The sequence below is a fragment of the Bradyrhizobium sp. ma5 genome (genome assembly GCF_042258955.1).
Taxonomy (GTDB): domain Bacteria; phylum Pseudomonadota; class Alphaproteobacteria; order Rhizobiales; family Xanthobacteraceae; genus Bradyrhizobium.
The window spans coordinates 3,297,446-3,310,547 of sequence record NZ_CP170156.1; the positions used below are offsets into that span (position 1 = coordinate 3,297,446).

At 64.8% G+C, this 13,102-nt stretch carries 13 protein-coding genes; 7 read left to right on the forward strand and 6 right to left on the reverse strand.

Annotated elements, in window-relative coordinates:
• Position 1 precedes the first annotated feature (1 nt).
• From ACE103_RS15065 to ACE103_RS15075, 3 genes are all read right to left on the reverse strand, one after another.
• On the reverse strand, positions 2-1,231 hold the full coding sequence (locus ACE103_RS15065) for a hypothetical protein (RefSeq protein WP_375780050.1): 1,230 nt from the start codon (positions 1,229-1,231) through the stop codon (positions 2-4).
• A gap of 228 nt (positions 1,232-1,459) precedes the next feature.
• Complete coding sequence (locus tag ACE103_RS15070) at positions 1,460-2,062, reverse strand: thiamine pyrophosphate-dependent enzyme (protein WP_375780051.1); 603 nt, start codon at positions 2,060-2,062, stop codon at positions 1,460-1,462.
• A gap of 8 nt (positions 2,063-2,070) precedes the next feature.
• Positions 2,071-2,622, reverse strand: coding sequence for a thiamine pyrophosphate-binding protein (locus ACE103_RS15075; protein WP_050405122.1), 552 nt, complete (start codon positions 2,620-2,622; stop codon positions 2,071-2,073).
• A gap of 187 nt (positions 2,623-2,809) precedes the next feature.
• Between ACE103_RS15075 and ACE103_RS15080 the strand changes: the two genes are divergently transcribed.
• From ACE103_RS15080 to ACE103_RS15095, 4 genes are all read left to right on the forward strand, one after another.
• The gene (locus ACE103_RS15080; RefSeq protein ID WP_375780052.1) at positions 2,810-3,775 is read left to right on the forward strand and encodes a Bug family tripartite tricarboxylate transporter substrate binding protein; all 966 of its coding nucleotides are present in this window, start codon (positions 2,810-2,812) and stop codon (positions 3,773-3,775) included.
• A 4-nt stretch (positions 3,776-3,779) separates the two neighbouring features.
• Positions 3,780-4,676 carry an amidohydrolase family protein gene (locus tag ACE103_RS15085; protein ID WP_375780053.1) on the forward strand — a complete coding sequence of 299 codons (897 nt, stop codon included), beginning with the start codon at positions 3,780-3,782 and terminating at the stop codon, positions 4,674-4,676.
• 15 nt (positions 4,677-4,691) lie between these two features.
• Positions 4,692-5,741 carry a hydroxyacid dehydrogenase gene (locus tag ACE103_RS15090; RefSeq protein WP_375780054.1) on the forward strand — a complete coding sequence of 350 codons (1,050 nt, stop codon included), beginning with the start codon at positions 4,692-4,694 and terminating at the stop codon, positions 5,739-5,741.
• Positions 5,742-6,445: 704 nt separating this feature from the next.
• Positions 6,446-6,661, forward strand: coding sequence for a hypothetical protein (locus tag ACE103_RS15095; protein ID WP_092125295.1), 216 nt, complete (start codon positions 6,446-6,448; stop codon positions 6,659-6,661).
• A gap of 50 nt (positions 6,662-6,711) precedes the next feature.
• Here ACE103_RS15095 and ilvD read toward each other — a convergent pair whose 3' ends face one another.
• The 3 genes from ilvD to ACE103_RS15110 all read right to left on the reverse strand — a co-directional run bounded on the left by ilvD (position 6,712) and on the right by ACE103_RS15110 (position 10,813).
• Entirely contained in the window at positions 6,712-8,556 is a 1,845-nt protein-coding gene (ilvD, locus tag ACE103_RS15100) for a dihydroxy-acid dehydratase (protein ID WP_375780055.1), read from the reverse strand.
• Positions 8,557-8,700: 144 nt separating this feature from the next.
• The gene (locus tag ACE103_RS15105) at positions 8,701-9,594 is read right to left on the reverse strand and encodes an MBL fold metallo-hydrolase (protein WP_375780056.1); all 894 of its coding nucleotides are present in this window, start codon (positions 9,592-9,594) and stop codon (positions 8,701-8,703) included.
• Positions 9,595-9,601: 7 nt separating this feature from the next.
• On the reverse strand, positions 9,602-10,813 hold the full coding sequence (locus ACE103_RS15110) for an ABC transporter substrate-binding protein (RefSeq protein WP_375780057.1): 1,212 nt from the start codon (positions 10,811-10,813) through the stop codon (positions 9,602-9,604).
• A gap of 161 nt (positions 10,814-10,974) precedes the next feature.
• Here ACE103_RS15110 and ACE103_RS15115 point away from each other — a divergent pair, with 161 nt between their 5' ends.
• Genes ACE103_RS15115 through ACE103_RS15125 form a run of 3 tightly spaced genes read left to right on the forward strand, consistent with a single transcriptional unit; the run spans position 10,975 to position 13,091 of the window.
• Complete coding sequence (locus ACE103_RS15115) at positions 10,975-11,676, forward strand: TetR/AcrR family transcriptional regulator (RefSeq protein ID WP_375780058.1); 702 nt, start codon at positions 10,975-10,977, stop codon at positions 11,674-11,676.
• Positions 11,654-12,211, forward strand: a complete 558-nt coding sequence (locus ACE103_RS15120; protein ID WP_375780059.1) for a carboxymuconolactone decarboxylase family protein — start codon at positions 11,654-11,656, stop codon at positions 12,209-12,211. Before ACE103_RS15115 ends, ACE103_RS15120 begins: the two co-directional genes overlap by 23 nt.
• 4 nt (positions 12,212-12,215) lie before the next feature.
• Positions 12,216-13,091, forward strand: a complete 876-nt coding sequence (locus ACE103_RS15125) for an SDR family NAD(P)-dependent oxidoreductase (protein WP_375780060.1) — start codon at positions 12,216-12,218, stop codon at positions 13,089-13,091.
• Positions 13,092-13,102 lie beyond the last annotated feature (11 nt).

Here is a 13,102-nt window from a genome sequence, read left to right on the forward strand (position 1 = left end):
GTCAAAGGCGGACGGCCGGAAGCGGCCACGTCGCCTTCAGCACGAGCATGTACAGGGCGAAGGTTGCTGTTGAGGCAATTGCCAGCATGACCCCGTCGTGCAGGGTCAGCCGTTCAAGCTCCATGGTCCGGCCGCCGCTGAGGTAGCGCTGCAGAGCAAACAACAAGAAGGGAATCCCGATCAGGAACGACTGGAGGTAGACGGCGAGCGCGATGCCGATCAGGATTCCGATCCAGCCCACGATCAACGCGGACCTCCGATTCACCGAGCCAACGAGAGCATTGAGGATCAGGCCGCCATCGAGGGGATAGATCGGCAGCAGGTTGCTTGCATTCACAAATGCGAACAGTTCGGCCAGCTTTCCAAGATAGAGTTGACCGGTGGCCTGATATGCGGCGAACAGGCCGAGTGTCGGAACGAGGCTCAGGCCTGGGCCCATCAGCGCAATGAAGCCGAGCCGGCCCTCCGTCCGATAGGCCGTCTTGGGAACGGCCATCCCGCCAAAGAAGGGCACGAGGTATATGCCACGCACGCCGACACCGGCCATCAGCATCGCCGCGGCGTGACCGGCTTCGTGCAGGACGACGACCACGGTCAGGAGCAGCGCCGCCTTCCACCCTACGAGGTACCAGAAGCTGAGCAGGGCCACGATCGACAACAGCCATCCGTTGTTGCCGACCGTGGAAAGACGATTGGCGGTGCCGGCTTCTTTCTCGCATTGCTGCTTGATCAGATTCGCCATGCGGCGCAGGCTGATCGGATAGTTGATACGGTCGCGAAAGACGTGCGGGGTCAATTCATTGGATACGATGAGCTTCGTTCCCGCGGACGTCGCCTCGATCGTGAGCTCGGCTACGGTATCGCGGCCGCCTTCCGGTGGAATGGAGAGCGGGTGTGCCACGATTCGTCCCCGGATGATCCCTTTTTCCTCGTCGCGCTCGAGCTCGCGCGAGACGTTCTGTGCCCGAACCTGGCCGTTCACGGTGGCGCTTGTCAGCCAAAGATCGGCGCTGTCGGGCACCGGCTCGCGCGATATCTCCATGATCGGCGGCCCATCGAACACCATGCGGTCCGCAATATTGAAGCGCCACACGGCCTCGCGCGGCGCGTTGATCAGAACAGTGAACTCGCACCGCAATCGGTTACGTGCCCGCAGCGCGTCGACGAGGCCTTGCAGCGCATAGTAGGCGATGCGCAGCAGCTCGATGGGTAGTGACAACAGTGCGAGCATGACGGAGGAGCCTACGCTAACTGAAGTGGCGAGCCGTGAAGTGCCGCCTGGGCAGGCCAAAGTTATCAGCGCATTGCTGCAGTGTCCCCCGCGCGGACCAATAGAATACTAGCATAGGTTGTTTTTGGGTAAATCACGAACCAGCGTGCTGGTTCGACCTTCCCCCGTATGGTCGGTCTTGCGGATTGGCGGGCCGTCTTCGGCTTGTGCGCTGAGCTTCGCGGCGTCTTACAGCAGCTGCCTGACTCCCATCCCGTGCATGAAGCGCTCGCGGATCTGCACGGGGTCGCGGCGGGTGGTGCCGGTGCCGGGCTTGTCGTCGATGCGGACGCCGATCAGGGTTGGGCCGGCTGCCGATTTGGACTGCTCGATCAGCCGCTCGAAATCGTCCTCGTCGGCGGCCCAGGAGCTGTTCGCGATGCCGCTGGCGATTGCGACCGCGACGATGTCGGTATGGCCTGCGGCCGGGGTCGGCTGGCTGCCGGTGATCTGGTAGATGCCGTTGTCCATCACCACCATGGTGAGATTTGTCGGTGCCAGCGTTGCGATGGTCGAGAGGCAACCGAGCTGCATCAACAGCGAGCCGTCGCCTTCGAGCGCGAACACGCGGCGCTTCGGCTGCGCCAGTGCGACGCCAAGCGCGATCGGAAACGCAAGTCCCATGCTGCCCAGCATGTAGAAATTCTCAGGCCGGTGGCCGGCAGCCCAAAGATCGAAATTGGTGTTGCCGATGCCGCCGATCACGGCCTCGTCCTTCAGCCCGGCGACGAGGCGCTGGGTGAGCTCGAAGCGGTTCATCACCTTGGTGTTGCGCGCTGGTGTGTTGGTCATGGCTGATCTCACTTGTCGAAGGTCTTGCCGCCGGTCAACAGCGGCGAGAGGATCAGCGCCACCGGCGCCTGGGTGGTGACGGCCTGCTTGATCGAGCGGTCGGCGATGAATTCGAGCTCGTCGAGCCGGGTGATGGTGTGATGCTCCATCGCCAGCGAATCCAGCACCGGGCGCATGGTGCGGCAGACCAGCGCCTGGCCGTAATTGAACTCGCCAAGCGTGCCGCGCTCGGAGACGAACATGATCAGCGGGATCTGGTAGGGCACCGCGAGCGAGGCCAGCACGTTGGCGAGCGTGGCAAAGCCCGAGGTCTGCATCAGCACGGCGCCGCGCGTGCCCGCCATCCAGGCGCCGGAAACGATGCCGACGGCCTCTTCCTCGCGCGCGGTCGGAAACGTGGTGAAATAGGGATCGGCGTGCAGGTCCTTGATCAGCGTGGTCAGCACCCGGTCGGGCACATAGGGCACCAGCTTGATCTCGTTCCGCTTCAGCGTCTGCAGCACGATGCCGTGCCAGGTGGTCGCCGTCTTCTGGGACGAGGCTTGTTCCGCGGCCGCCATCCTGTTCTCCCTGGTCATGCGACGCTGATGTTCGCTTGCGATCCAAAACTTGACGCGGTGCCTGCGATTGTCAACATGCCCCGACCGCATCGCGATCTGCGCAATTCGGTCATCGCAGCGCCGAACCGGCGTGCCATACAGGCGGTAACGACAAAGGGACGGAACGATCAAGGGACGGGAGGCGTCGATGGCCGGATGGGTCTGGCGGACCGCCATTGCGGCAGTGGCCATGGTTGTGGCCGGCCTCGCGTCCGCGCAGCCATACCCGGCAAAGGCCGTTCATATTCTCGTTCCCTATCCGCCGGGCGGCGGCGTCGACGTGCTGACGCGGACACTCGCCGAAGCCGTGTCGAAAACCTGGACGCAGTCGATCGTGGTGGAGAACCGGCCCGGCGCCGGCGGGGTGATCGCCTCGCAGGCGATCGCAAGCGCCGCGCCTGATGGCTACAATCTGATCATGGTGGCGAGCGGCCACGCCACCAATCCGTTCCTCTATCCCAAACTGCCTTACGACACGTTCAAGGATTTCTCGCCGATCTCGCTGCTCGCATCGTCGCCGAACGTGCTGCTGGTGCGCGCGGACTCGCCGTTCAAGTCGGTCGGCGATGTCATCGCCGCGGCGAAGGCGAAGCCCGGCAGCCTGTCGTTTGCCCATGCCGGCAACGGCACCTCGACCCATCTGGCCGGCGAATTGCTCAACAGCCTTGCCAAGATTGATCTCAACGCGATCCCCTACAAGGGCGGTGCGCCCGCGATCAACGATCTGCTGGGCGGGCAAATTCCGATGTCGTTCAACAATGGGCCGGAATCGGTCGGACAGTTGCAGGCCGGCACGGTTCGCGCGCTGGCGGTGACGACGGACTCGCGTGCGCCGTTCCTGCCAGATGTGCCCAGCATGTCGGAAACCGTGCCGGGCTACGACACCGAGGTGTGGTGGGGTCTGCTCGGACCCGGCAACATGCCTGCGGATCTCGTTGCGAAGATCTCGCATGATTTCGTCGCGGCGGTGAACACCGATGCCGTGAAGGAGCGTCTCGGCAAGCTCGGCGCGATCCCGATCGGCTCGACGCCGGACAAGTTCGCCGCCAAGATCAAGGCCGACTACGACAAATGGGGACCGATCATCAAGGCCGCCGGCATGAAGGCGGAGTAGGAAGATGGCTGTATCAGAGATTCCACCCTGCCTGCCGCCACGTCCGGTGACGCCGCCGAGAGAGAAGCTGCCGCCAAAGGCGTGCGATACGCATGCGCATGTATTCGGCCCGTCGGACCGCTTCCCTTATGCCGCCGATCGCAGCTACACGCCGCCCGACGCGCCGCTCGCGAGCTATCTCGGCATGCTCGATGCACTGGGCTTCACCCGCGGCGTGCTGGTGCAGGGCAGCGCGCATGGCCACGACAATTCGGCGATGCTCGATGCGTTGCAACGCGAGCCGGCGCGGCTGCGCGGCGTCGCGGTGGCCGATGCCGATGTGGCGGCGGGCACGCTGCGGCAATGGCATGTGCTCGGCGTCCGCGGCTTACGCTTCAACCATTTCTTCCGCGGCGGGCAATTGCACTATCGCGGCGGCATTCCCCTGAATGTCGCGAAGACGCACGCAGCCGTGATGGCCGAGCTCGGCTGGCATCTGCAGCTCTGGATCGACGTGAAGGATCTGCCCGACACGATCCCGACGCTGAAGGCGCTGGGCCTGCCGGTCGTGGTCGACCACATGGGCCGCACTGATGCGGCCGCCGGGATCAATACCGCGGGCTTTCAGAGCCTGCTGCGCGCGGTGGGCGAGGGCTGGTGCTGGGCCAAACTGTCAGGCGCGCATCGCCTGAGCCAGCGCGCGCCGGATTATCCGGATGCGCGGCCATTCCACGAGGCGCTGGTGTCGGCCAACTCCGAACAGCTGGTGTGGGGCGGCGACTGGCCGCATCCGCGCGTCGAGGGTGAGATGCCCGACGCCGGCCATCTGCTGACGCTGTTCCAGCAGTGGACGCCGGACGCCGCGACACGCCACCGCATCCTCGTCGATAATCCCGCACGACTCTATGGCTTCCCAAACTGAAAGCTGCCCGAAGACATGACCGTCAACAACAAGCGCGTGTTCTACGTCAAATACCTCGCCCACGAGATCTACGTCGACATCCTGAACAAGCGGCCGGATGTCCGGCTCGACCGTTTGGAGAACGAGACGCCGGAGGCGACGTTCGCGCCGGTTCTCGCCGACGCACATGCCTATCAGATCGGCGCCGCCCGCGACGAGTTGGCGCCGCATTTCCATGCCCATGCCGAACTGTTGAAGCGCGCGCCGAACCTGTTGATCGTGTCCTCGAACGGTGCCGGCTTCGATCCGGTCGATGTCGATGCCTGCACCGCGGCGGGCGTGCTGGTCGTCAACCAGTCCGGCGGCAACGCCAACTCGGTCGCCGAGCACGCGCTCGGCATGATGCTGACGTTGTCGAAGCGCATCATCCAGTCCGACCGCAGGCTGCGGCGCGAGGCCAACGTCAACCGCAACGACCTGATCGGCAACGAGCTGAACGAGAAGACCGTCGGCATCGTCGGCCTCGGCAATGTCGGCCGCCGCATCGCCGAGCTGTGCAAGGGCCTCTTGCATATGAAGGTGATCGCCTACGATCCCTACCTGACGGCGGATGAGATGGCGAAGCGGGGCGGGGAGAAGGTCGAACTCGACGATCTCTTGCGTCGCGCGGACTTCGTCTCGATCTCCTGTCCGCTGGACGGCAAGAGCCGAGGCATGATCGGCGCGCGCGAATTCGCACTGATGCAGCCGCACGCCTACTTCGTCACCACCGCGCGCGGCTTTATCCATGACGAGAAGGCATTGGAAGAGGCATTGCGAGAGAAGCGCATCGCCGGCGCCGGCCTCGACGTCTGGTCCAAGGAACCGCCGCCGCCGGATCATCCGCTGCTGCAGTTCGACAACGTGCTGGCGAGCCCGCACACCGCCGGCGTCACCCGCGAGGCGCGCATCAACATGGGCAGGATCGCGGCCGAGCAGATCCTCGACGCACTCGACGGCAAGCGCCCGCCGCGCATCATCAATCCCGAGGTCTGGCCGGTCTATGCGAGACGGTTCGAGAAGGCGTTCGGGTTTATGCCGGGGTAGGTCGACGATCATTGCTGTCGACGATGAAGTCAGCCAGGTGAGGTCAGCACGCCGGTCAGGCCCCCTTGCGGGGCCGCGGCTGCGCGCGGCCAAAATATCGAAAATAACCCCATGCAAAGAAGCCGACGGGCTGCCGGCGGTTCGATCGGGCAGCTTGACGCGTCGGGCAACTCAGGGGTACATTTCCAATATACAGAAATCGTGCAAGCGCCCGGCCTTACGGGGGAGACACCGCAGGGGCGGAGGGAACTGTCCGCCGGTGCGTGCTCGCGCAAATGGCCGGTCGTGCGAGCGTTGTTGTGCGCCAAAAACACCGGAGAAAATCTCCTTCGTCTTGGCCTCGATCGAGGCAATAAACCCACTGTCGAAACGGCGCCCGGCAACGCGTCCGTTGCTATTTTCCCCGAGATATCGACGGCTTAGCCGGAAATCGCCATTTTCCCTTCGTGCCCGCCCGTTCGAGGCACCGAAGGAAGAAATGTCATGCGACAGGTCCAGTCATTGCTCCGCAACGCGCCCGCGAAAATCGGCCGTCGTATTGCGCAGATCGTCGCGATCGCTGCCGCCAGCCTGCCGCAGGCCGGCGCCTAGTTTTCCACCGCCGCGAAGCGCCGCATCCGCGCGCGCTGAATTAACTCAACACCATTTTGCGTTAGTGCTAACGTGGTACCCCCGGGCTCTGCCGGCGCAGCAGGGAGGGTTCCATGTCGCGTTTCGTCGTTCAATTCATGAAGGACGTGCTCGGCGGCAACGGCCGCCAGCGCGAAGTTTGCCAGGGCGAACTCGAGGTCGACGCCTCGAGCGAAGGCCAGGCCACCGAGATGGCCAAGCTCATATTCTGTCAGGAACAGGCACTTTGCGACTGGTCATTGCATGCCGACCGCATCCGGATCGAAGCGGCCGACTTGCAGGTGACCTGATGCGTCCAGAGCCCCGTTCCAATTGAATCGGCACAGGGCTCTGGATTGTTTCACTCCGGCAGGATGCGCACGGCACCCTTTGCCGCGCTGCTCGCGAAGGCCGCATAGGCCTTCAGCGCGGTCGAGACGGCGCGTTTGCGCGGCGCGGCCGGCTTCCAAGCCGCGTTGCCCTTGGTTTCCATCGCTGCGCGGCGGCGCTTGAGCTCGGCATCATCGACCTTGAGATTGACCTTGCGGTTCGGGATGTCGAACTCGATGATATCGCCTTCCTCGACCAGGCCGATCAGGCCGCCTTCGGCGGCTTCCGGCGAGACGTGGCCGATCGACAGGCCCGACGATCCGCCGGAGAAGCGGCCGTCGGTGATCAGCGCGCAGGCCTTTCCGAGGCCCTTCGACTTCAGATAGCTGGTCGGATAGAGCATCTCCTGCATGCCCGGGCCGCCACGCGGACCTTCATAGCGGATCAGCACGACATCGCCGGCCTTGACCTTGTTGGTCAGGATGGCGTCGACCGAGGCGTCCTGGCTCTCGAAGATGCGAGCCGGGCCCGAGAATTTCAGAATGCTCTGATCGACACCGGCGGTCTTCACGATGCAACCGTCCTCGGCGAGGTTGCCGAACAGCACGGCGAGGCCGCCGTCCTTGGAATAGGCGTGCTCGGCGTTGCGGATGACGCCCTCGGCGCGATCGATATCGACCTCGTCGAAGCGGCGGTCCTGGCTGAAGGCTTCCTGGGTCGGCACGCCGCCCGGCGCGGCGCGGTAGAAGTTGCGCACCTTGTCGCTCGTGGTCCGCACCACGTCCCAGCGGTTCAGCGCGTCGTCCAGCGTCGCGGCATGCACGGTCGGTCCGTCGGTCGTGAGCAGCCTGGCGCGGTCGAGCTCGCCGAGGATCGCCATGATGCCGCCGGCGTGATGCACATCCTCCATGTGGACGTCCTGCACCGAGGGCGCGACCTTGCACAGCACCGGCACCTTGCGCGACAGCCGATCGATGTCGGTCATCGTGAACGGCACTTCGCCCTCGCGCGCGGCGGCGAGCAGATGCAGCACGGTATTGGTGGAGCCGCCCATCGCGATGTCGAGCGTCATCGCATTCTCGAACGATTTGAAGTTCGCGATGTTGCGCGGCAGCACCTTGGCGTCGTCCTGCTCGTAATAGCGGCGGGCGAGATCGACGATCAGATGGCCGGCCTCGACGAACAGGCTCTTGCGGTCGGCGTGCGTCGCCAGCACCGAGCCGTTGCCGGGCAGCGCGAGGCCGAGCGCCTCGGTCAGGCAGTTCATCGAATTGGCGGTGAACATGCCGGAGCAGGAGCCGCAGGTCGGGCAGGCCGAGCGCTCGATCGCCTCGACCTCTTCGTCCGACACGTTGGAGTCGGCCGCGGCAACCATCGCATCGATCAGGTCGACCGCGCGCTTCTTGCCCTTGAGCAGGATCTTGCCGGACTCCATCGGGCCGCCCGAGACGAACACGGTCGGGATGTTGAGGCGCAGCGTCGCCATCAGCATGCCGGGGGTGATCTTGTCGCAGTTGGAGATGCAGACCATCGCGTCGGCGCAATGCGCGTTGACCATGTATTCGACGCTGTCGGCGATCAGTTCGCGCGAGGGCAGGCTGTAGAGCATGCCGTCATGGCCCATCGCGATGCCGTCGTCGACCGCAATGGTGTTGAATTCCTTGGCGACGCCGCCGGCCTTCTCGATTTCCCGCGCCACGAGCTGTCCGAGGTTCTGCAGATGCACATGCCCGGGCACGAACTGGGTGAAGGAGTTGACCACCGCGATGATCGGCTTGCCGAAATCCTCGTTCTTCATGCCGGTGGCGCGCCACAGGCCGCGGGCACCCGCCATGTTGCGGCCGTGGGTGGTTGTGCGGGAGCGATAGGCGGGCATCGTAAATCCTTGGGCTATGGCCATTTTTTAGGGGAGATGGCAGCTCTTATGCCCGCCCGCAGCAGCCGATTCAAGCGCGGAACCGCATGGCTGAACCCCGCTATCTGACTTCGATCCCGGCCGCCGTGGCCGCGGCTCACACGCTCAACCCTCGAACCTGAACCTGAAGGCCTCGCCATGCCGGACCACGCGGCCCGCGGTCGGGGCGGGGAAGTGCCCGGTCAGCAGATAGCTCGGCGTGTCCGCCAATTGCTCCAGCAGCGTCACACGGGTGGCGAGCGCTGCCGCGGGATCGACATCGGCGGCATTCGACAGCCACGGCTCCGCGCACTGGATCGGATGATGGATCACGTCGCCCGACATCACGGCGTGATCGCTGCCGCCGTTGAGATGGATCTGCATGTTGCCGGCGGTGTGGCCCGGCGCCGGCGCAAAGCACAGGCCCGCGTCGCGGTCGTCGAACAGCAGGTGATCGGTCTCGACGAATTCGGCCTGACCGGCCGCGACAACGGGCAGCACCGAATCCTCGAACGCGCCGTGATTGACCGGCGTCGGCGGGTTCGCCCGGTGCGCTGCCTCCCAGTGGCGAAACTCGGCGCGTCCCATCAGATAACGCGCCTTCGGAAAGGTCGGCACCCAGCGTCCATTGATCAGCCGCGTGTTCCAGCCGACGTGGTCGACATGCAGATGCGTGCACATCACGAAGTCGACCTGCTCGGGCCGTACTCCGAACGCGGCCATGTTTTCCAGATAGGGCTGGTTGAGATTGTTCCAGGCCGGCACGCGCGGGCGCGGCTTGTGATTGCCGCAGCAGGTGTCAACGACTGCGGTCCAGCGCGGCGTCCGCACCAGATAGGAGTGGTGGCTCAGGATGAAGCGACCGGTCTCCGGCTCGATATAGCGGTGATCGAGCCAGCTTCGGTTCGCGGCGATCACCTCGTCGGTGACGTTGGCGAACAGCCACGTCTTGTCGAAGGCAAGCGAGGGGATTTCGACCAGCCGATCGATCCGCATGCTGCCGATCGTGATCTGGCGCATGCGGTGCTCAGTTCCTGATGAGTTCGCCGAACGGCACCCAGCGCGTGCCGTCGTAGCGGATCAGTTGCAGGCTGGTCATCGGCGTATACCGCTCCGGCGAATTGCTGACCGCCGTTCCGTTGATCAGCATCGGCAGATGCAGATCCCTGATGCTGGTCGCCTGCTTGATCACGTTGGCGCGGGTAAGGTCGTTGCCGGCGGCCTTCAGCACCGCGGCCAGCGTCTGCGCGATGGTGTAGCCGTAGACATTGAGCCAGTCGCTCTTGTTGGCGTCGGGCAGATATTTGTCCATGAAGGCGACCCATTCCCTGTAGCCGGCGTCGTCCTTCAGCGCCGGGTCGGTGGAGTCCTTCAGGTACTGGCTCGAGATCACGCCGGTGGAATTGTCCTTTCCGGCGGGTTCGAGCACGCCGCTGATCGAGGCCGAGACGTTGGAGATGATGGTGGTGGGCTTCCACCCGATCTCGCCGATCTTGCGGATCGCCTGCGCCGCGAATTTCGGCGTCGCCGCGACCAGCACGACGTCGACGCCGCTGCTCTTGAGCAGCAGGATCTGCGTATCGACGGTGGGGGCGGTGGTCTCGTAAGCCGCGCGCGCCACGATCGCTTCGGTACTGCCGAGGCCTTCCTCCAGCGCCTTCAGATAGTCCTTGCCGAGGTCGTCATTCTGATAGAGCACACCGACCTTGGCGTTCGGGTGGTTCGCCTTGATGTACTTGGCGTAGGCGATGGCCTCGTCGCGATAGGTCGGCTGCCAGCCGACGGTCCACGGAAAGTTCTTCGGATCGTCCCACTTCGCCGCGCCCGAGCCGAGGAAGAGCTGCGGCACCTTCCTGTCGTTGAGATATTTGTGCACGGCGCTGTTGGTCGGCGTGCCGACGCCGCCGAAGATCAACAGCACCTCGTCGCTCTCGACCAGGCGACGGGTCTGCTCCACGGTCTTGGGCGGGCTGTAGGCGTCGTCGGCGATCATCATCTGGATCCGCCGGCCGTTGATGCCGCCCTCGTCATTCACCTTGCGGAAATAGGCCTCCGCCGATTTCGCGATCTGCGCAAAGGCCGAGACGGGGCCGGACAGCGGTGCGGTGGTTCCGATCTTGATCGTCTTGTCGTCGGCGCCTGGGTCGTATTTCGGGCTCTCGGCCTGTGCGGCGCCGGCGGCGATCAGCGACAGCAGCAAAAAGGCCGCGCGCAAATGAGAGCGGACGAGGCGCGCCATGACGGAATCTCCCCAGATTGCTCTCCGCCTCTTCGGGCGGAGTTGAAACGCGAATACTTCGCCCGCCGCCTGCGCGGCTTGCGGGTCGTGACCGCTGCCGTACAGACGAACGATCGTTCGTACGGTTGACTAGCGAACGATCGTTCGTTAGTCAAGACGGTATGGCGGCTTCCACATCCAACGCGGCCGAGGCGGTCGTGACCTCCACCCGCGAGCGCATCCTCAGCGAGGCGCTCAGCCTGTTCGCGCAAAGCGGCTATGGCGGTGCGTCGATGCGCGAGCTCGCGCGCCGCGTCGGCATCCGCGAGAGCAGCCTCTACAATCATTTCCCGGGCAAGGCCGCGATCCTCGAAGCGATCGTCAGCGAGCACGGTCCGGCGAGTTCGGCCGACCGGCTCGAGGCGCCGCGCTACCGGCAGCTCGCGCGGCAGCCGGCGGCGTTCTGCCGCCAGTTCGCGCTCGACCTCGTCGAACAATGGTCGGATCCGCGCGAGCATCAGTTCCAGAAGGTCATCACCGCCGAGCGCAACCGTGTGCCCGGCATCCGCGCCAAGTTCGCCGACCATTTCTACGCGCGCGAACAGAGCCTGATGACGGACTATTTCCGCGGCTTCGCGCTCGCCGGACTGATCTCGACCTCAGACCCGCGCGAGGCGGCACGGCTGTTCGCGGCCGGCCTGATCTATGTCAGGCTCGAACATTATGTGATGGGCGCGCAGGCCTCGCCGCGGCCGAAGGTGATCGAGGCGATCGACCGCTATCTCGCGTTCTTCCTGTCGCTGATTGCGGCAAAGGACGCAGACACATTGGACAAGAAGCAACGAAAAAAGGGAGAGACGCGTGGCAAGGCTGCCTCTGATTGATCCGGACACCACGAGCGGCGACATCCGCGCCGCGTTCGACCGCATGCCGGTCAAGCTCAATATCTTCCGCATGATGGCTCATGCCGAGGCCAACATGATCCCGGCGATGCGGTTCGCCAATTCGATCCTGCACAAGCAGAAGCTCTCCGCAGTCAACCGCGAGCTGCTGATCCTGCAAGCCGCGCAGCTCGAGGGCGGCGCTTATGAGTGGCGGCAGCATGTGCCGATCGCGCTCGGCGTCGGCGTGACGCAAGCGCAAATCGATGCCGTTGAGCGCGGCGACTATGACGACGCTGCACTCAACGCCGCCGAGCGAGCGCTGCTCCGCTTCGGCCGCGAGGTGGTCGAGAAGGTCCGCGTCGGCGAGACGGCTTTCGCCGGCATGCGCAAGCATTTCGGCGATCAGGAGGTCGTCGAGGCGATCGTCACGCTCGGCTTCTACATGATGATGGCGCGGCTGACGGAGGCGACCGAGACCGACCTCGATCCAGCCGCCGGCATGGCCGTCTATGAGGGCGGCAAGAAGCGGGGTTGATGGGATGTCGGAGACTTCGCAAGAGGCCAAGCAAGGGACCTCGCAAGACCCCAAGCCGGAGCGCTATGTCCGTCCGCTGAGCGCGGAATCGTCAGGCACTGCGCCGGGCAGGAGCCGCCTCAAGGGCCGCCGCATCCTGGTGGTCGGCGGCGGCCAGCGCGTGTTCGACGCCGCGACCGATCCGATCGGCAACGGCCGCGCGATGAGCCTGCTGTTCGCGCGCGAAGGCGCGCATGTCGCGGTCGCCGACCTCAACCGTGGCTCCGCCGAGGATACGGTCGCGCGCATCGCCGATGACGGCGGCCAAGCCTTCGCGATCGCTGCGGATGTCACCAGGGAGGCCGATGTCATCAGGATGATCGACGAGGCCCACCACGCGATGGGCGGGCTCGATGGCATGGTGCTGAACATCGGCACCTTCGGCAAGACCGGGCTCGACAATGTCAGCGCCGAGGAATGGAACAGGATCTACGACGTCAATGTCCGCGGCCCGATGCTGTGCTGCCGCGCGGCTCTGCCCAAATTCGCCGATGGCGGTTCGATCGTCTTCATCTCCTCGATCGCGGCGCTGAAGGCGGGATCGCAGATGGCGGTCTATGATTCCTCCAAGGCCGCGCTCGGCGGCCTGATGCGCAACATCGCGCATACCGGCGCACGACGCGGTATCCGCGCCAACCTGGTCTATCCCGGGCTGGTCGACACGCCGAATGGCCGCGAGGCCGGTGCGGGACGGCCGTCGCGCGGCAAGAGCCAGGTTCCGTTCGGCCGCCAGGCCACGGCGTGGGAGATCGCCTATGCGGTGCTGTTCTTCATGTCGGATGAAAGCGTCTACGTCACCGCGCAGACGCTTGCGGTCGACAGCGGCCTGAGCGGACTCTAGCCGAGTTGAAC

What these genes read in the sequence shown, in the direction of transcription:
- ACE103_RS15065 (WP_375780050.1), bottom strand. Translation starts at nt 1,231, where the DNA reads ATGCTCGCACTGTTGTCACTACCCATCGAGCTGCTGCGCATCGCCTAC.
- ACE103_RS15070 (WP_375780051.1), bottom strand. Translation starts at nt 2,062, where the DNA reads ATGACCAACACACCAGCGCGCAACACCAAGGTGATGAACCGCTTCGAG.
- ACE103_RS15075 (WP_050405122.1), bottom strand. Translation starts at nt 2,622, where the DNA reads ATGGCGGCCGCGGAACAAGCCTCGTCCCAGAAGACGGCGACCACCTGG.
- ACE103_RS15080 (WP_375780052.1), top strand. Translation starts at nt 2,810, where the DNA reads ATGGCCGGATGGGTCTGGCGGACCGCCATTGCGGCAGTGGCCATGGTT.
- ACE103_RS15085 (WP_375780053.1), top strand. Translation starts at nt 3,780, where the DNA reads ATGGCTGTATCAGAGATTCCACCCTGCCTGCCGCCACGTCCGGTGACG.
- ACE103_RS15090 (WP_375780054.1), top strand. Translation starts at nt 4,692, where the DNA reads ATGACCGTCAACAACAAGCGCGTGTTCTACGTCAAATACCTCGCCCAC.
- ACE103_RS15095 (WP_092125295.1), top strand. Translation starts at nt 6,446, where the DNA reads ATGTCGCGTTTCGTCGTTCAATTCATGAAGGACGTGCTCGGCGGCAAC.
- ilvD (WP_375780055.1), bottom strand. Translation starts at nt 8,556, where the DNA reads ATGCCCGCCTATCGCTCCCGCACAACCACCCACGGCCGCAACATGGCG.
- ACE103_RS15105 (WP_375780056.1), bottom strand. Translation starts at nt 9,594, where the DNA reads ATGCGCCAGATCACGATCGGCAGCATGCGGATCGATCGGCTGGTCGAA.
- ACE103_RS15110 (WP_375780057.1), bottom strand. Translation starts at nt 10,813, where the DNA reads ATGGCGCGCCTCGTCCGCTCTCATTTGCGCGCGGCCTTTTTGCTGCTG.
- ACE103_RS15115 (WP_375780058.1), top strand. Translation starts at nt 10,975, where the DNA reads ATGGCGGCTTCCACATCCAACGCGGCCGAGGCGGTCGTGACCTCCACC.
- ACE103_RS15125 (WP_375780060.1), top strand. Translation starts at nt 12,216, where the DNA reads ATGTCGGAGACTTCGCAAGAGGCCAAGCAAGGGACCTCGCAAGACCCC.